Origin of the sequence: Pseudonocardia cypriaca, from assembly GCF_006717045.1 — a bacterium.
Taxonomy (GTDB): Bacteria; Actinomycetota; Actinomycetes; order Mycobacteriales; family Pseudonocardiaceae; genus Pseudonocardia; species Pseudonocardia cypriaca.
In genome coordinates this window covers 534,172-554,228 of record NZ_VFPH01000003.1, presented here as the reverse complement: position 1 = coordinate 554,228, position 20,057 = coordinate 534,172, and the positions used below count along the sequence as shown (strand labels likewise).

1 protein-coding gene (running past one end of the window) is annotated in these 20,057 nt (G+C 74.8%); it reads left to right on the top strand.

Annotated features, from left to right (window positions below; all coding sequences use genetic code 11):
- On the top strand, positions 1–20,057 hold the 3' end of the coding sequence (locus FB388_RS34470; protein ID WP_142106865.1) for a GNAT family N-acetyltransferase. The gene continues 39,721 nt to the left of window position 1, outside the view; the window shows 20,057 of its 59,778 coding nt (coding positions 39,722–59,778); the start codon falls outside the window, past its left edge; it ends in the stop codon at positions 20,055–20,057.

Below are 20,057 nucleotides of genomic sequence, written 5' to 3'. Positions count from 1 at the left end.
TCCGGCCACTGCGTGCACGGCTGCGCGGCTGGGAGATCCGCGTGGTGGCGCCCATGAATCTGATGCGAGCCCTGGCGGATGACGGCCTCGACACGAAGACGGCCGTCCGACTCGCCCGCCGGATGGTGGTGTCCCTGGACGCCACTTCCGCGGTGGCATACCTGACCACCGACATGGTCGGCGCGACCGTTCGGCACACCAAGGAGTACCGCCTGCTGGGCAAGCATTGGTGGGCCGATTTCCTCACGATGCTCGCCGAGCAGGGAGCCTCGGGGACCGTGCCGCGCGAGGGCCCACCCGTCGAGAGCCTCGACGGTTTCCTGGGCCTCGTCCGGTCCCGGATCGCCGCACCCCCTGCCCCGCCGGCCGTTCGCGCCACCACGCGCGTCGGAAGGGGGAAGTGGACCCCCTGCGCCGCGTGCGACCAGCTCCACTGGGGGCCTGATGGCGCGGCAGGACTGTTGCTGGTGCACCACGCGCCGGACGGGACGCCGTGGGTGCTGCTGCAGCACCGGGCAGGCCGGAACCAGAACGCGGGGACGTGGGGCCTGCCGGGCGGGGCCCGTGATCCGGGCGAGACCGCCGGTCAGACGGCGGTCCGGGAGACGCTGGAGGAGACGGGGCTGCGTCTCGGGCGCGACTACACCCTGGCCGGGCGCAGCTACGTCGACGATCACGGCAACTGGTCCTACGTGACGGAGCTCGGTCACGCCGACTCGCTGGTCGCTCCGAGGCTGTCGCGGAAGGCGCGTGGTGAGAGCGCCGAGGTGCGCTGGTTCCGCCACGCCGAGGTGCCCGCGCTGCCGCTGGAGCCAGGGCTCGCCGCCAGCTGGCCGGCCGTGCATGCCGTGTTGGTCGGCAGCGGTCCGGGGGGCGGTGGGGCCGTCACCGGCGGCCTGGTGGCGGTCGGGGCGGCCGGAGCGGCGCGGCGGGCGATGCCGCGCGTGGCCGAGGCGTTGTACCAGGCCGGACAGCCGTTGGACCGGAAGCGGTACCCGGGCCGGCCCCGTGGGCCGCCGGTGAACGTCCGGCTCGTGCCGGCTGCCCAGCGACCGGCAGCGGCCGCGGGTGTGGTCGCTTTCGGCTACCGGGCGCGCGGGGTGGTGCTGATCTTCGAGGACGTCTTCGCGGAGATCGAGGAGCACATCGCCGCGGACCGTCTCACGGTCGGCTGGTGGAACCACCTGCTGGAGCACGAGCGGGACTTCCACCTGCTCCGCGACGAGGACACCGGGCAGCGGCACGACGACGACGCCGACCCGATCGCCCGCGACTTCATGGTGGCGGGGGTACGGGCGCGCGATGCCGCGGAGCGGCGGTTGGTGGTCGCTCCGGAACGCCCGTCGGACCTGACCGAGCAGGACCGGTGGCTGTCCGCGCTGGACTCTGCGGGGTTGCCGGCCGAGTGGTACCAGGAGGTGCGGTTCCCCGGGGTCTCCTACACCGCGTTCACCGGGCCGAAGATCGGCGTGCTGGCCGAGGCCATGGCCGCGTTGCGCGTGGGCGGCGTGCTGGTCATCCAGACCGGGACGCGGGTCGTGCCGCACCTGCCGGAGATCACCGACACGCTGCGCCGGCTCGGCGCCGGCTCGATCGAGATGAGGATCCGGCCGCACCGGATCGTCGTCGTGAAGGCCACGCCGACCGACCCGGCCGCCCGCCTCGCGGTGCATGAGCTGGCCGCTCGCCGCGCCGGAAACGGGCCGCGGGCCGGTGAGGAGCCGACCCGGACCAGGTTGGTCCGCCCGGCCGCGCAGCCGTCCCGGCCGGACGGGCCGCAGCGCACGCTCGCCGGACGCATCCTCCAGGTGTTCGGCCGGACTTCCCGTGACTGGGCGCCGCCACGTTGGCTGAGCGACGAGCTGGGCGTCGCGGAGGACGTCCTGCTGGCCGCCGCCCGCCTCTCGCCGCACCTGCTGCTGGTGCCGGCCGAGCTGGGCGGCGCGAACATCGTCGTGGTGGATCAGGACGCGGTGAGCGCCGGGTTCCGGGGCGGGCTGCTCGACGACCACCCTGCGCTCGAACTGGTCGGCGTCCCGGGGCGGCTGGTCGTGGACGGCCGGCAGATCGAGGCGACCGAATCGGGTTGGGGCCGGACGAACCTGGCCCACTTCCTCGACCGGCTCACGGCGCAGATGGCCACCTGGATGCTCGTGGACGGCACCGGAACCGCCGCGCGCGGCCAGGCGCTGGCGCTGCTGGCGTTGGCGTGGTCGATGGGCGAAGGCCCGGCTGCCCGTTCGGGTGACCTCATCCTGCGCCGGGTCGACCTGGGTGCGCCGGTGGCGCGCCTCGTCGACGGCGCGACGACCGGTGTGCTCGACGTCCTCACGCTGCGGCTGGGACCGGGCCGGGAGTTGTTGCTCGAGGTGGCCCCGGTGACCGCCGGCGCGGATCACGGTCCCGCGTTCGCCGGCGGGTACCCCGCGGGGTCGATCGTCCGCGTCGGCACCGACCGCGGTGCCACCATCGGAACCGGCGTCGTGGTGCGCCCCGCAGCGCCCGGCCGGCCGGCGCAGGTGCTCACCGCGCTGCACGTCGTGCACGCCTACCTGCAGCGCTACGCGGGCGAGCTGGTCGTCAACGGCAGGCGGGTGAGCAATCGGACGACCCTGGCGCTCGACGAGTACGGCACCGACCGCGTGCTGGCGGCTGCGGCGGTGGAACGGTTCGGCCACCACGTTCCCTCGGTGGACACCGTGGATCTCGCGCTGCTGGAGGTGCCCGACCTCGACGCGCACGCGGTACCGGTGCGCCGTGGGCCGGTAGGCCCGGGAGAGCGGCTGGCCGTCTCCGGGTTCCCGCAGACCCACGAGCTCACCACGCAAGGCCCGGTCGCCAGGACCGAAGCCGGACACCTCGCCGTCGAGGTCCTGTTCGGCAAGGGTGTCTCCGGCGGTCCGGCCATGGACGCCGACCACCACCTGACGGGCATCGCGTCCTTCCGCCCGCGGGACGACAGCCGCCTGCACCTCGTCGGTCCGGCGCTGATCGGGGCGTTCCTGAGCCGAGCCGGCCCCAAGCTGGACGGCCTCGGAAGGGCTGGCGGAACCGCCGCTCACGGCAGCGGTGGCCTGGTGGCGCTCGGGCCCCAGGAACGCGCCCGGCTGGCGATGCTCGACTCGGCGAGCCGGTTGAACGCGGTCGCCCGCGCACTGGACCGCGAGCGGTTCCGGCACCTGCCGCGCGGCCCGCCCGGGGTCGAGGTCCTGGTGGTGCCGGCCGGCCTGCGCCCGGCGGGGGCGCACGGCGTGATCGCGTTCGGCTGGCACGAGCGCGGCGTCGTGCTGGTCTTCGAGGAAACCCTGGCCGAGATCGACGCGCACATCGCGGCCCGCAGGTTGCCGGCGAGCTTCTGGACGCGGCTGCTCGTCCACGAGCACGACTTCCACCTCGCCGGTGCGAAGCACACCGGGCTGCGGCACGGGCTGCACGCGGCAGGTGTTGCGGCCCAGCTGGTTCTGGCCAGGGTGCTGGCCCGGGTGGCAGGCCTGGTGTCCGGGTTGCGCCGGTGGGTGATCGCGTCCGGCATGGCCGCAGCGATCGGGCTGAGCGCCCCGGCCGCCGCGGCGGCCGCTCCCGTCGAGGTCCCGGCGCTGCACGTCGCGGCCTCGACCAGCCGGACCGCCGCCACTGCGGACGAGGCCCGGTTCTCGGTGTCGACGCCGGCCGGTGCGGGCCGGACCATCCGGACCCAGCCGGCCGACACGGTCGCCCGGCTGGCGGACGGCCTCGGCACGACCCCGGCCGCCGTGCGAACCGCGCTGCAGGCCGCGAACCCCGAACTGCGGCTGCCGGCGAGCGACGACGCCACGCTGCCGGCGAGCACGCACTTCCGCGCCCCGGACGGCAGCGGCACGACCTGGAAGGTCCAGCCGGAACGGAACCGCGAGTGGGACAGCCTGGATCGGATCGCCACCCGCTTCGGCCGGCCCGGCTGGACCGAGATCGCCGACGCCAACCGCGAGGAGCTGGCCGGCCGGGATCCGAACCTCGTCCACCCGGGCGAGACCTTCGAGGTGCCGGGCGCGCCCGCCGTGCAGCCGACGGAGCCGCAGCCGACGGAGCCGCAGCCGACGGAGCCGCAGCCGACCGATCCCCGTCCGACGGATCCCCAGCCGGGTGAGACCGCTGACCCGGGCCGGTCGGCCACACCGGAGCCGACGGCCACGGCGCCACCGGCAGGCGAGGCTCCGCCCTCGTCCGCACCGGACCAGCAGCCGTCGACCCGTGCCTCGCCGCTGGCGGTGGTGCTGGCGTGGTTGGCCGCCGCGGTGGCCGCGCTGGTCGCAGGCGCCGGGCTGGTCGGCAGGTGGCTGAGGTCCGGACCCGGCCTGTCGGCCGGCTGGTGGCGCGACCGGATCGGCTGGCCGGGCACGGGCGGCGCATCCGCGGGCCCGGCGGGCCCGGCGGCGTGGCTGCGCGAGCAGGCCGGACGGTGGCGCACCCGGCTGCACGTCGGTACCGCGAGCGCCGGCCTGCCCGGCTGGCTGCGAGCCCGGCAGGGCCAGCTGCTCGGCCTGCACGTGGGCGTCGGGATGACGGTCGCGATGGCGGCCACGTACGCCACGTTCGACATCGCGGCCACCTACGCGGTGCCGACCGCCTCGACGCTGCTGCTGGCGTTCGCAGGCTGGGGGGTCGGTGGGCTGTCGTTGCTGGTCAACGCCCTGTTCGGCAAGCGGCTCGGGGTGAACGCCGCGCTGGGCATCGGGCTCGTGGCATCGGGGGCGCTGGCGGCCATCGCGGTGGCGCCTGCCGACTTCGGCGTGCTGCTCGTGCTCTACGGGCTGGGCGGGACGATGATCTCGGCCTCGGCGATCTTCCAGGCGGCGCTGGCGCGCCACCCGCAGGAGCCGTCCGCGGCCCAGGCCCGGCAGGACCGGGTGCAGACCTGGTCGTCGGTGGGCCGGGCCTGGCTCCCGCTGGCCGTGGCCGGATCGGTGTTCGTGTTCTTCGGCTGGCGCGGTGCCGCGGTGGTCCTCGGCGTGCTGACGGCCGTGCTGAGCGTGGCCACCTGGGTGGCGCTGCGGGGCGGTCTGGCACCCCCGGCCGCGGCCGGTTCGGTGTGGCGGCAGGCCCGCGACAGCGTGACCGCCGCGGCGAAGCGGGCGTGGCGCGCGCCGGTGCGGTTCCTGGTGTCAGTGCCGCTGCTCGGGTTCCTGATCGGGTTCCCGATCGGCTGGATGCTGGGCGCGGTCTCGCCGATGCTCAAGGTGCACATGCCGTGGCTGGACGCGCAGTTCGTGGTGTGGGCGGCCGCGATCGTGACCTTCCTGCACCGCTACGCCGCGGTGTGGGCGAACGGCCGGTGGGCGAGGGCGAAGACGACGCGGCCGTGGATGGGCACGCTGGTGGGCGCCTCGCTGCCGATGGTCACGGTGCCCCTCCTGGTCGGCGCGTTGCTGGCCTGGCCGCACCCGGCCACGTCGGCCGTGCCGCTGGTCGGTGTGTTCGTGGCGGTCAGCATCGCCTTCCAGCTGCCGATGGGGCCGGCCACACAGCTGACGCGCGGGGTGCCCGGCACCAGCCGGTTCCTGGTGGGCACGCAGCTGGGGGCCGCCGCCGGGGTGGGGCTGACCCAGCTCGTCGTTGCCGGGCTCGCCCCCGGCGGGCTCGGCGCCGCCACCGCCGGGCCGGTCGAGCTCGTCCTCGGCGCAGGCTACGTGCTGGTCACCGGCCTCATGATCGTCGTCGCCCGCCTCGTGATCCGGTTCAAGGTCGGGTCGATCGCTCCGCTCGAAGCCGCGATCGCCGGGCAGGCGGGCACCGCGGAAGCCGCCGGGATCATGGCGGTCCTGGAGGGCCACGGCATCCTCAACCTCGGTGACCTGGTCACGTACAGGGCCGACGAGCTGCGCGCCATCGGCCTGACCGGCCCGCAGGTCGTGCTCGTCGAGCGCGGGCTGGCCGAGCTCGGCCACAGCCTGCGCGGTCCCCCACCCGCCGACCCGTCCGCACCGTCGAACCCGTCCGGCCCGCACGGGCCGTCCGGCCCGGGAGGCGGCGCCGGGCCGGCGGCGAAGCTCCTCGCGAAGGCGCGCGGTGCGGTCGCCCGTCTCGTCCGGATCGCGGCCGGTCTGGTGAAGCTCCCCGCGCCCGACCGGCGGGAGCGTTCGGGTCGAGGAAGTCGGGCGCTGTTCCTGGCGAGCGCCGCGCTCGGCATGGGGGTGACCGCGCTCGGCGCCTACGCGGTGACGGTGTGGTCCGAGGCGTTGCACCTGCCGCCGGGACAGCTGCTGTCGCTGGCACTGGTGGGGAACCTGGCCGGGCTCGTGGGGCAGCTGGTGCTCAGCTCCCGGTGGCCGAACCTGTCGGTGCGATGGCAGATGGTCGGGTCGCTCCTGGGCGCTGCCGCGGCGTACGTGCTGTTCACCACGGGCGCGGGTGGGTTGCACGCGGGGGCGTTGCTCATCGGCCTCGCCTCGTCGGGGTGGACGGTCATCAGCACGGCGGCCTACTCGTGGAACGACGCGTACACGGCGGAGCGGGAGAGCGCGGGCGAGCACGTGCGGCTGGCCGGCAGCGCCAACGCGGTGGTGCTCCTCGGATCAGCGCTGATCACGTGGCTCCTGCTGAGCATGCAGGGCGCGGTGGCGCCCATCGCCCTCGACGTGGCGGCGTGGCTGTCGGCGGCGTTCGCCCTGGTCGCGGCGGCCGGGCTGTGGATGACCGCGCCCGCCCGCGTGGTGCCGACCGGGGAGCGGGCGGATGAGGGCGGTGCCGGCCGGCTGACGTCGCTCAAGGGGTTCACGTTCTGGCTGAGCCTGACGTTCGGGCTGACGGTGGCCCCGACGATCCTGTTCGACGGGAACTGGCGCGAGGTCGTGGGCAGCTCCTCGCCGGTGTTGCTGACGCTGCTCAGCCTCGGGCTGGTCTCCGGTGGGGTGCTGGGCACGATCGCGGGCAAGCGGATCGAGCGCAAGCCCGGCGCGTTCATCGTGGTGACCGCGGTGTCGCTGGTGGTGGGCGTGCTGGCGGCGTTCGTCGGGCAGCAGTTCTTCGGCGGGCAGTTCCGCACGCACGGCATCGGGGTGGCCGCGTTCGCGGCCGAGGCCGGCGCCACCGGGATGATCCTGGGGATCTTCGAGCTGGTGCGGAAGCGGGTGCCGGCAGCGAAGCAGGCGCGGGTCATCACGACCGCGACGCTGACGAAGTTCCTGTTCAGCATCGCCGCTTCCCAGCTCGGCGCGCCCGCATGGCACGCCGCGCGGTGGTCCGGGGTCACCTGGCTGATGTTCCCGATCGCGCTCGCCGCGCTGGCGTCGGCGGTCGTGTTCGTGCACCGCTACGGCCGCGACCCGGACAGCGGCGCGTACCAGCTCGACGGCGGGCGCCTGCCTGCCCTGCGCTCCGTCGTCGAGAGGCTGCGGAAGTGGCTCCCGCGGGTAGTCGCGCCGGTGCCTGCGTTCGTGCGGGCCGTCCTGCGCCATCCGCGCATCGGGTGGGTGGTCGTCTTCGGCGCGATCGTCGTGGCGGTCAGCCACTCCTGGGCGGTGCCGGCGGGAGTGGCCGTTGCCGCGGTGGTGCCGATGGGCCCGGGCCGGACGCGCCGGTCGTGGTCGTTGCACGAGGTGGTCACCGCGATCGGCGACAGCGGGGCCACGATCACCGACCTCGCGGGGGCCGTCGACCTCGGCAGGCCGTCCCTGCAGGCACAGGTCGACCGGCTCGTCGAGTGGGGCGTGGTGCAGGTCGACGGGCGCAACCACCGACGGCACGTCCTCCACCCGGACTTCGCCGCGTTGCTCCGCGACGTCAAATATCTGGACGAGGGCAGCACCACCGGCACCCCGGACTACGTGGCTGCGCTCAGCACGTTCGCCGACTGGTTGGCCACGGGCACCGACCTGAGCTCCGGCCGCCACGCCCTCGAGGTCAAGGCCTCCCTCGACCGGCTGCGCCGCATCCCGAGCAGCCCCGTCCACGGCCTGTCCTACCGCAACGGCGCCGACGACTCCGGCTACACGTGGCACGACCTGCTCGTCGAACTCGGCAGGTCCTCCCGGCCGACCCTGCCGCAGCTCACCCGGACCCAACTCGGCCGGGTCCACTCGGTCGACCACGACGCGCTCGCGATGGGGCTGACCGTGCTGGCGTCGCTCAGGATCACCGACCCCGGCACGCGCGGTCGGCAACGGACCCACTCGCTGCGGCCCGAGGCCGTCGCACTGCTCGGCAACCCCGCGCTGCGCCGCGTGCTCCGAGCCGCTCCGCTCAGGCTGGACCAGCCGATCGCGCCGATCGTCGGTGCGTTCCGCAGGCTCGGCGCGCAGCCGGTCCGGTCGTACACCGTCCGCGACCTGCTGAACCTCTTCCGCGACGGGCCCCGGAGCGTGGCCGAGCTCAAGGCGGGCTTCCCCGGTCCCGAGCCGACCCTGCGCCTCTGGCTGAGCCGGCTCGTCGACTGGGGCGTGCTGGTGATCGCGGACGAGCGGCGGCCGATGACCTACGCGCCGGCCAGGTCGACCACCAGCTGGCTGCGCGACGCGCGCGCGGTCCGGGAGATCGCCGACCCGCGCCACCGGAGCGCCCTCATCACCTTCAGCAACCTGCTCGACACCGTGTCCCCGCGGGACCAGAGCGAGGTCCGTGCCCTCGCAGGCGTCGTCGCGCGGCTGCACCAGCTCGGCACGCCCGTCACCGTGCACCGGCTCCTCGCACTGCTCGCGGGAGGCGTCACGCTCGAACAGCTGCGCGCGGCGACCGGACTCGACGGCGCCACGCTCGGCGTCCGGCTCGACGATCTGCGCGATCTCGGACTCGAGGAGCGTGCCGGGCGCTCGCCCGAGGTGCACCGCCCGTCCCCGCTGGGCACCGCGTTGCTGCAGGCGATCGAGGACCTCGGCGGAGCGGGCCTCACCGACGCAACCGACATGGAGATCGCGGAGTACCGGGGCCTGCTCGTCAACCTCGGCCTGATCCTGAAGACCACGACGGACCTGCGCGGAGCCGAGCTCCACACCCCGGTCCGCTACCTCCTCACGAGGCTCCGGGCGGTCCGCGGCAACCCGCTCGCAGTGGCAGAGCGGGCCGGGGGGAGCGCCGGCGCCGCGACCGGTACGGCCCGCACTCGCCGAGGAGGTGGGCTCGGCAGAGCATTGACGGTCGGCGCGATCACGAGCGCCGCGATGCTGTTCCCCGAGCTGACCGGTGGATCCGGTACCGCGCACGCTGCAACCAGCGCGACCCATCCGGACGGCTTCTGGGTGTTCGCGGGCGATGGTCCGATCGGCGTCGTCGCGGTGGCCGCTGTGATGAGCGGCCTGCTGGTGGCGGCCGACACGTGGCTGGCGCGGGCAGGCATCGGCCCGCGGGGACCGCCGGTCCTGCGGTGGGTTCGAAGGGTCCTCACCGAGGTGCGCGGGTCGGCCGCCTCCGTGCGGCTGCATCGGGCCGAGGACCTGATCGATCGCGCCGCCGCGTTGCCGCTCGCCGAGTGGTCAACCGCGGCCGAGCTGCTCGCGAGCGCCGAGGTGGACCTCGATCTCGGCAGGTACTGGCGCCTCCGCGAGCACGGTGGCGAGACCGAGAGGTTGCGGGCGCGGCTGGTCGAACAACGCCGCCTGATCGCCGAGCACCGCCGTGACCACGACCCGGACGTCGACGTCGCGCTCGGCCCGACCTCGGGCACGCCCGTCTCGACACCGGCCGGTGCGTGGCACGCCATGCTGGGCTGGGCGCGGATCGCGCTCGGCTATCTCGGGATGGCCCTCGAACCGGTCGTTCCGTTCTGGAGTCGGCCCGACGGCCCGCTCAACCGCCCGGTGCGGATCGACCACGCCGAGCCGGCGGGTGCACAGGTTCTCGCCGCGATCGACGAGTTCGAGCGCCTCGCCGAACAGCTGCCGCTCGCCCCGGCCGTTCGTGGTCACCTGCCCGCGCTGCTCGGGGACATCCGGGCGCACAGCGTCTGGGAAGCCCGAGGTCTGGTCCGCTGGAGCCTGCTCACGCGGGGTTCCGTGTCCGCGACGGTGCAGTGGTACCGGCCCGATCGCTCCGGCCCTTCCGCTCTGCGGATGCGCGTACCAGAGGAGGTCCTGAGAGCCACGGCCCACGAGGTGCTGGAGGCGCTGCGCGCGCTGGGCATCGCGAGCGGTCTCGCCGATGCCATCCCGGTCGCGGTACGCCTGGTGGTCTGGCACGAGCTCTTCCACGTGATCCAGTTCGCCGATGGGCTCGCCGCCGGTCGTCCGCTCGAGAACACGGCGGTGCTCGCCCTCGCCGAAGCCGCCCTCGTGGGACAGACCACCGCCGAGATCATCGTCGAGACGGAGCGGCTCGCACAGGGTGGCGCCGAGATGCTGCTCGCCGAGCACCTCTCCGACCACTACCCCCTCACCCCGGCCCAGGCCCAACGGTGGTCGAAGGTCCTGCACGAAGCCATGTTCGGCTTCCTCTACGAGGCGGACGGGAAGCTGCGGGACGACGCGCCGGCCGACATGGCCCGCTACGCGACCCACCACGATCCGTACCTCGTGCGCTCCCGCCTTGCGCTCACCGCGCGACTCCATGAGGCCCCGGAAGGACCACCGGTCGGCGCGGTCGGGTCGCCGCAGCTCGTCAAGCGGGCACCCGGGCGGCGGGGCCCGGGCACCGATGGCGACACCGCGGGCTCGCCGCGGTGGGCGTTGGTGCTCGCACGGGGCGTGGTCGTGGTCATCGTTGCGGGGTTGGCGCTGGTGGGGGCGCCGGGGATCGCGGCGGCCGACACGGCCGGGGTCGTGATCGGCGGATGGGTGGCGCCGACGTGGCTGGTCCACGTGACCCTCGGCCTCGGGGCGTGGCTGGTGTGGGCCGGCGGGATCGCGCTCGCATCGAGGTTCTCCCGCGCGCCGCCGGCGGTGCGTGACCGGCTGGCCCGCACCAACCACGTGGCCGCGCTCGTCGGGTCGCTGCTGCAGGTCTGGCTGGTGGCGTGGGGGCTGCCGGTCTTCGGCGTCGAGCCGGGTGTGGGGCAGCTCGCCGTGGCCCTCGGGCTGTCGGCGCTGGCCGGGGTGGCGGGTTCACTGGCACGCAGCAGCTCGTGGGGGCGCAAGGCGGTCCCGTACACCGGGCTCGCCGCAGCCGTCGAGTTCGCGGTCGCCGCGGCGGTGGTGGGGTTGGCCTGGGCGGAGCTGCCGCTGTTCGGCGGGCCGCCCGTCGCCTGGCAGGCCGGGCTCTACCTGGGGTGGATCGCGGTCTTCGGGACCCTCGGTGCGCGGTCGAGCGCGAGGAAGGTCGCGCGCGACCCGCAGCCGCGGGGATACCTCCCGGCGCGCACCCGGTTGGCTGCCGCGGTGGTCTTCACCGCGAACGTCCTCGTGATCGCGGTGGGGACCGCAGGCCTGGTGACCTTGCTGCGGATGATCGACCCCGTCCACGAGCTGCTGAGCGCGCTGTTCGGCTGGGTCCCGCACTGGCTGCGGTGGGCGCTGCTCGCCAACTCCGCTGTCCTGGGCGGACGCGAGCGCGCCGCGAGGTTCCTCCGCGCACACCGCTCGGAGCCCGGCGCCCGCGACGTCACGGCTGCGGCGAACCCTCGTCGATGGCGCGGGCCGGGCAGTGCGATGACGGTGGTCGGGCTCGCCGCCGGGGGATTGCTGTTCCCCGAGCTCATCGGCGGGCCCGATGCCGCCCACGCAGCCACCGGTCACGCCCCCGCGACGGGAACGGACGGCGCCTGGGCGTTCCTCGGCGGCGGGCCGGTCGGCGTGGTCGTGCTCGCCGTGGCGGCGGGTGTCCTGCTGGTCGCGGTCGACGCGGGGCTGGCCCGGGCCGGGATCGGACCGCGCGGACCGCCGATCGTGCGCTGGGTGCGCCGGATCCTCGGCGGGTCCCGTCGGATCGGCACCCCTTCCGGGCCCCGTCGAGCGGGGGAACCGATCGATCGCGCCGCCGAGCTGTCGGCCGACGAGCTGCAACACCTGGCAGCGGTGCTCGGCCGCCCCGAGGTCGTGTTCGATCTCGACCACCCGCGCCCGGGCGACGCCGTGGCGTCACCGTCGGTCGGGGAGGCCGCGATGGACCGGGTGGCGGCGGCCGCCCGCCGCCTGTCCGAGGCGCAGCCCCGCTGGTACGCGGATCTCGCCGCGCTGGCGCTGCTCGTCGACCCGCGGGCCGTCCGGAGCCTGGACTGGCACTCGGAGGTGATCGAGCTGCGCACCGCGCTGTACGAGCTGTTCGCCGATGCCGGACCGGCTGCCACCGACCTGTGGGCCGCCCACACGGGCTTGCGTGAGGCGCTGACCGAAATCCCGGGGCTGGGCACGCCGACCGCCGCGGAGGAAGCCCTGCGGGACGCGATGAGCGAAGCGCTCGTCGACGAGCTCGGCGTCCTGCGCGCCGCGGGCGTCGCGGACGCGCTCGTTACGGCGATGATGGAGTTCCGGCTGACGTGGCAGCTGTGGCTGATCGCTTACCAGGACCTGTACGACGCGAACATCGCCCTCTACATCCAGCGGGACGTCGATCAGGTGATCCGCATATGGCGGGAGTACGAGACGGCGCTGAACGAGGCGCTCGCCGATCCCGGCCCGCTCACCGGGCGATTTTCCGAGTTGCATGCCCATGCGAGGCGGCTGCACGACGAGATGACCCTGCGCCAGCGGGCCGCCGGCGCCCGGTTCGCCGACGAGCTCGACCGGGCGGTGGAGTCGCGCCGGGGACCGGCGAGCGGGGCCGTGCTGATCGGCGAGTGGGGTACGGGCCGGCAGGACCGGTGGGATGGGCTGCTGCCGCAGCTGGAGGTGCTCGCAACCCTGCACCAGCACGACCCCGGGAACCCGCGGGCGCCGCCCGCGATCCTGGAGATCCCGCTGAGCGAGGCCGCGCTCGACCTGCTGCGGGCCGCGGAACTGGCCGATCTGCCAGGGCGGCTGGTCGGCTACTACTGGGCCGACCGGGACGTGGTCGTGGTCTTCGCGCCGACCCTGCACCGGCTGCGCGTGTCGGATCTGCTCGATCGGCTGCTGGCCCACGAGGACTTCTTCCACCGCCAGGGCCGCCTCACCGAGCGCAACGAGGCGGGGCTGACCCACGACGAGGACGAAGCCGAGATCATCCGGCTCCTGGCGAGGTTCTCCCGGCCCGGGATCGTCGGAAGCGGGTGGGCGCAGGCGATCCCGTTGGCAGCCACCCCGCACGCTGCCGCGCAGGCCGGCGCCGACGGCGGAGCTGCCGTCGTGAAGGCGATCCTCCTGTTCGCGGCCGCCTACGGGGTGTACCGGCTGGCGAAGGCGGCCCGTGCGTGGATCGGCCGGATGTTGCGCGCGATCGGCGAGGCGATCGTCGCAGCGTTGCGACGGCCGGTGGACGCCGCCGCCGCATGGGGCGGCCGGCAGCTCACCCGGCTGCGGTGGCTCCTGCTCGGCGCGGGCGTCGGCTGGGTGGCCGCCGCCACCGGACACGGCCTCCTCGCGGCCGCGGTCGGGCTGCTGGTCGCGGTCGGGCCCGGGCTCGCGGTGCTGCTGTTCGTGGTGTGGCCCGAGTTGCGGGGCGGCAGGCCCGTCGAGTGGGTGCGCCACCTCGCGCAGGCCTGGTACCAGCTGCGTCCACCCTGGCAGGTCGGGATCGGACTGCTCGTCGGCGTAGCGCTGTGGACCTTCCCGGGTGGTGATCCCGGTGCCGCCGCGATGGCCGCGGCCGTGCCGTTCGGGAAGTTCGGCGGTGACCCGCGGGGCCCGGCACCCGAGGACCGGCGGGTCGGCAGGGCTTTGCGGACCTCGCTGGGGACAGCAGCTCTCGCGGTGGTCGCAATGGCCGGGGCGCACACGCCTGCCGTCGCCGCGACATCGGCCCCGACGCCCGGGACCTCGACCACTGAGGTCACTGTGGAACCGGGCGACACGCTGTGGCAGCTGGGCGACGGCGCCCCGGGCGTCGAGGCGATCGTGCGGCTGAACCCGGACCGGTTCCCGAGCGTCGCCGGCCGCGACCTCATCCACCCCGGCGAGGAGCTCACCGTCCCGGCCGAGGAGCCGCGGCAGGAGGCGCTCGCTACGCCCGAGCGCCCTACCGGGCCCGAGAACACCGCCCCGGTGGCGCCGATCCCCACGCCGAGCGACGGAGTGACCGAGGCGCCCGCAACCGGTGGTGACCGCCTCCACCGGGGAATCTGGTTCGGCGCGGGGCTGGCCGCGACCGGGCTGGTGGTGCTGCTGCGACGGTGGGCAACGGCCAAGCGGGAGCGCGCGTGGGCGGAACAGGTCCGCCGCTGGGACGACGTCCCGGCCGCCGGTCCGGGAGCGGGCCCTGCGCTGCAGGCCGTGTTCCGGGCGCTGCAGGCCGATGCGGGCGTGCGGCTGCGCGATCCGGGGTCCCGCGCGGACCGCACGGCCGACGAGCTGGCCGGAACCGGGCAGTTCCGGATCGAGGAGCGGGCCGGCGGGCGGGTGCTCATCCCGGCGGAGGGCTTCGCCGAGCTGTGGGCCCGGGCGCCCGAGGAGCTGCGGGCGGCGCTGGCCCGCAACCTGCCCGCCGCGCTGGGCGGCCTCGGCGGACCGACGGCCGAGCTGGTCGCCGCGGCGCGCGACGCCTTGCGCGAGGCGATCTGGGACCGCGCCGAGGTACGCCCGGGGCTCCTCTCCCGGATACCGCTGTGGATGCGCTCGGACGGCGCGGCGCTGCGGGAGCGGTTCGCGGACGTGCGCCCCGTGAGCCGGGAGATCGATCGCCTGGCCTCGTCCGCTCGGGCACCGCGGCGGCAGCTCGCGGTCGTCGAGCGTCGAGCTGCGCTGGATCAGGGCGCACGGCGCGGGCAGCTGGCACGGCTGACCCACCGGCTGCCCCCCGACCTGCGCGAGCTGACCACGGACGACGCGCGGGACGTCCTCGCGGCGCAGCTGCGGGAGATCGAGGAGCGGATCACCGCCGGGCAGGAGGCCGAGCGGGCAGCCGTCCGGCAGGCGGTGGACTCGGCAGCCGCGGCCGGGTACGCGCGCCGGGACGTCCTCGCCGCGCGGGACGCCGCGGTGTTCGGCTGGTCCCGGTTCATGGCATCCCTCGCGGGGTGGCTGCAGGCGTTCGCCGGGCAGGTCCCGAACGCGCCGTCGATCTCGTCGACGGAGTTCGCCGACCACTACGACCGCTCGGCGGCGTGGGTGACCGGGCAGGCGGCCGCGGGGCGGACGGCCACGGCCGTGACCAGCCTGTCGGCGGCGCTCATGGGGGACCGGCTGATCAGGAACATGGGCCCGACCGTGGCCATCGGCGCGGCCGGGACCGTCGCGCTGCTCGTGCTCGGGTTCGTGCCGGCGGCGGTGACCTTCATGCCCGCGATGGTCACGATCGGCGCGATGGGCACCGCGGGGGCGCTGGCTCGCGGCCGGATGGACCGCTACCACCCGGTGACCCGGGAGATGAAGGACACCCGGCAGGCCCGCTTCGAGACCGCGTCCCGGGTGGGCGCGTTCGTGCTGCCGGTCGCGATCGGGCAGGGCATGGTCGTCGTCGGGTTCCAGGCCACGATGCGGGCGCTCGCGGTCGTGGCAGCCGCGTTGACCGCCGGGTTGTGGGTGCTGCTGCGCGGCGAGGGCCGGAACGCCGTGCCGCGTGCCCCGCCGTCGGTGTGGACGTCGGTCGTGGGTGGCATCCGGCAGCTGGTCGGCACCCCGCACGGGCTCGTGCGGGCGGTGCTGTCCATCCACCTGCTGACCGTCCTGACCGGCCTGTACGCCACCGCGCTCGGTGCGCAGATGGTCGACCAGCTCGTGCTGATCAACGACCCGGAGCAGGCGGCGTTCGGCACGACCGCGCTCGCGGTGAGCGTGCTGATCACGGTTCGCGGGATCACGACCATCTTCACCGGGCCGCGCTGGAAGACGCTCAAGCCGCTGCTGGGCCGGCCGGGAGCGATCGCGAAGGCACTCGGTCGGGACGTCGAGGTCGGGCCGCTGGACGAGGCGCGACTGCTGCGCGGTGCGACGCTGCTCCCGGCGGTGCTGGCGATCCCCGCGGCGTGGCTGGTCCTGATGCCCGGGCTGCTCCCGCTCGGGCTGCTGTTCACGCTCAGCGCGGTGGTCGCGGCGTGGACGCGGATGCCCCTGCCCCGATGGGCGGAAGGACCGACCGCGGCGGCCCTGAGCAACACGGCGAAGGCCGCCAGTGTCGCTCTCGGCGGCGCGATCTCGGCCGCGTGGCTCGGCCGGTACTCGGCCCTGGTCCGCGAGCGGGTCGCAGCCGGCCTGCCGTACGCCGACCTGGTGACGGCCGCCAACCGGCGGCTCGCGCTCCTGGTCGTCCCGGTCGTCGTGGTCCCGGCCGTGGTGGCGCACCTGATCGGGAAGCTGCGCGTCGGCACCCTCGACGACCTGCGAGCCGCCCTGGAGTCCACCGGAACGGACGTCGCGATGGCCGGCCGGATCGTCGCCGCACTCGCCGCCCACGGCATCAACGACATCGGCGCCGCGCGAGCGCTGTTCCTCCACGAGGGCTGGACCCCGTGGTGGGGACGCGGCTGGCGCCTCGGCTCCCGCGCCGCGCGCCGGGCATCCGTCGGGCTGCCGGACGACGAGCACGCGGCGCTGGTCGTGGCACTGGGGAGCGCGGGTTCGACGGCGGGGCCCCGCGGCCCGGGCCGGGTGTGGGTGCACCGGCTGCGGCACTCCGCAGCGCGGCTGATCGCGTGGCCGGACGGGGTCGCGCGGGCCTGGGGAGCGGCCGCGTCCCGGCTCGGTCGGGCCGCGCACGGGTGGACGCACGGACCGCTGCCCGGCCGGCTGATCGCGATGACCGCAGGCGCCGTCCTCGCCGGGCTGGCGCTCGCGCTGACCCACGACCCGAACGCGGGCGCGGTGCTCGCGGTGGCAGCGGTCCCCGGCCTCGGCGGCGGTGGGAGGGGTGGCCCGGCCGAGCGGCGCGGCGTCGTGATCGCGCAGTCGGAGCGGGGGCTCGTCGTCGTCACCGATCCGACGGCGGTCGCGCAGGTCCTGGGGGAGGTGCGCCGGTCCTGGGACCGGGGCGAGCTCGCGCATGCGGACCCGCGCGAGCTCAGCCCGCGCGGGTTGTGGGCGGCGGCCGGGTTCTCGCCGTTCCTCGCAGGGAGCCTGCCGCCACTCACCGTCCACGGGCTGGGTGACGTGCGCGTTCTCTACGTCCTCCAGGTCGATCGCCTCGCCGTCATCGCGCCGAGAACCGCGTACGCGGCCGTGCTCAGCCGGTTCGACGAGCCGACCCGGATCGCGCTCGAGCACGAGATCCTGCGGGGGCTGTACGGCGCGAACCCCGAGACGGGCTGGCGGCCGGTGGCGCTGGACGTCGACCTGCCGGAAGGCGGGCCCGCGGCTCCTGCTCCCTCGCCGCTGTCCGCGGGGTACGTGGCAACGCTCGGCAGGAAGTTCGGCCGGGCGACCGCGGTGCTGGTGAGCACCGATCGTGGATGGCTGGTGGTGCACCCGCGTGGCCCGGACCGGCTGGACCGCACCCTCGACACCGCGGCCGCCTACCGGGTGATCGGCGCGCCCGCCGTGCCGACGTGGCCCGCCGTGATGGCCGAGGACGTGGTGAACGGCAGGGGAGCGGTGGTGCTGCGAGCGGGCCAGCGGGTGGAGGTCGGTCAGTACCGCGGTGGCCGGGAGGCCGACCTCGACGAGCAGCTCCAGCGCGCTCAGATCGCTCGCCTGCACACCGCCGCAGCGGCGCTCGGGGACATCGACCTGCGCGGCGTGAAGCTGGCCAACCTCGTCCGGGACCGGGCCGGGAACGTCGGGCTGATCGACTTCGACGCAGGTCTGAAGCTGGATCGCGAGGCCGCCGAGGCCCACGTCCAGATCGTCGTCGAGGGCGCGCCGTTCGAGACCCGGACGGCCCGGGAGGTCTTCGGTGTGCTGACCGAGGCCGATCTGCTCGCCGGGTACCAGCACGTCGTCGAGCGCCGCGCCGAGTTGACGGCGGTGATCCGCGATCCGGTGCGGCGCCTGGTCGTCGGAGCACGACTGGATTGGATGAGCCAGGTCGTGCGCACCGGACGGCTGCCCGGCTGGCTGCGCGGGCAGCTCGCGGAAGCGCGGCGGGCCGCGGCGACCGCGTACCCGGGTGCGGAGCGGCTACCCGACCACGAGTACCGGCTCGGCTTCGGCGGCGAGCAGACGCGGCTGCTCACGCAGGCGCTGACTCGGATGCGGCAGGAACGGCCGGTGGCCGGGTCGCGCGGCTCGGTGGGCAACCGCGACCCGCCTGCGGCGGGGTTGCGCGATGGCGAGTCGCTGTTCGTCTTCCCGGCCGAGGGGCTGGCCTCGGAGCTGCGCAGCCACGTGTCGGAGCGGGAGGCGGCCGATCTCGTCGAGCGGCTGGTGACGTTCGCATGGCACGACGACGACGGTCTCGTCATCGCGATCAGCGAGGACCGGCTCGCCGAGCTGGAGCGCCTCGGCGCGCTCGCGCCGGTGGTCGACGGAGCGCGCAGCCGGGCCCCGCCCCCTGCCGACCTGCTCGAGCGCCTGCGCTCCACGGATGCCCACGACCCGGCGTTCTGGCGGCTCGCAGGCCGGGTTCTCGAGCTGATCGTCCGGGACGGCGTCGGCGGAGAGGGGCGCGCGGCCGCGCTGCAGCGCATCGCCGGGACGCTCATGGCCGGATCGCTCCGAGGCGGCCGCGAGCTCGCCGACGACTACCTGCGCTGGGTCGCGCCGCGTCTCGGCTCACCGTCCTGGCTCGCGAAGTGGTGGCCGACAGCCAGCCTGCCGGCCCGGGTCGCGCTCGGGGTCCTCGTCGCGCTCGTCGGCGCTCCGCGGTGGTTGCGCGAGCTGCCCAAGAAGCGGCGCGACCCGCGGGATCTCACGCGGCTGGTGCGGCTGTGGGCCGACCGCGACCTCGCCGAGCACGCGCGTGCCCTCACCGACGTCCTGCGCGCCGCCTCGGCGGCGCGGACGCCCGAGAGCGAGCGCCACGGGTCCTGGCTCAGCCTGGTCCACGCCGCGGTGGTGGTCGCCCTCCACTCGGATCCTGGACGATCCGCACGCGTACTCGAGGCGCTCACTACGCTGCCCGAAGCGCTATCCGCGGCAGGTCCGCACGCCAACGTCGTGGCCCTGATGGCCGACGCCACGGCCGCCGTTCAGGCGATCGGGACCGGAGTGGCACCGCGGCCGTCCATGCAGATCTGGACACCACCCGCTCCGGACTCGCTGACCGAGCGGCCGAGCACCGCCATGTCGGGAACCGTGACGCTCTACCACGGCACGACCGACCGCGGTGCCGACAGCATCCGCAGCAGGGGTGTCGACCTCTCCGTCCAGCGTGATCGCACCGATTTCGGCACCGGGTTCTACACGACGCCCGATCATTGGGATGCCCGGCGAATGGCGCGGAAGCGTGCACAGGCACACGGCGGAGTCCCCGTTGTTCTCCGGTTCGACGTCCCGGCCGAGTTGCTGAACGAAATGTCCGGGATCTGGTTCCCAAGGGCGAGCCGCGAGTACCAGGAGTTCGTCCGGATGATGCGGCTCGAGGGGCGTCGACACGCGTTCGACTGGGTGCGGGGACCGGTGCTCTACAGCGTCCGCGACTTCCTGGCCGGCGGCGAGGTCAACGCCTCCGGCGACCAGGTCTCCTTCCACACGCCACAGGCGGCGCAGGTACTCGCCGCGCAGCTAGTCGGGGAGCGCCCGGTGCGGCGGGCCGGTCCCAACGGTTTCGAGTGCCGGTGCGGCGAGAACCATTGGGGAATCCACGGTGCCGCGGGGCTCCTGCTCTGGTACCGCGACAGCGCCGGGGCGGACTGGTTCCTGCTCCAGCAGCGGGCGCGCGGCGACTACGCGGGGACATGGGGTCTGCTCGGCGGCGCCCGGGAGGCGCACGAGTCGGCCGAACAGGCGGCGATCCGGGAAGCCGCCGAGGAAGGCGGCCTCCACCCGGGCGCATACGTCGTGCTCGGCTCGTTCCTGGACGACCACGGCGGTTGGGGATTCACCACCGTCTTCGCCGCGGCCCACTCCAGGGACATCGAGTTCCGACGGAATCGGGAGACCAGCCGGCTCGAATGGATCCGCCGGGACTGGGTCCAGGCGCTCGACCTGCATCCCGGCCTGGCTGCCACGTGGAACGAGCTGATGCGGGTGTTCCCGGGGAGTTTTGCGTGA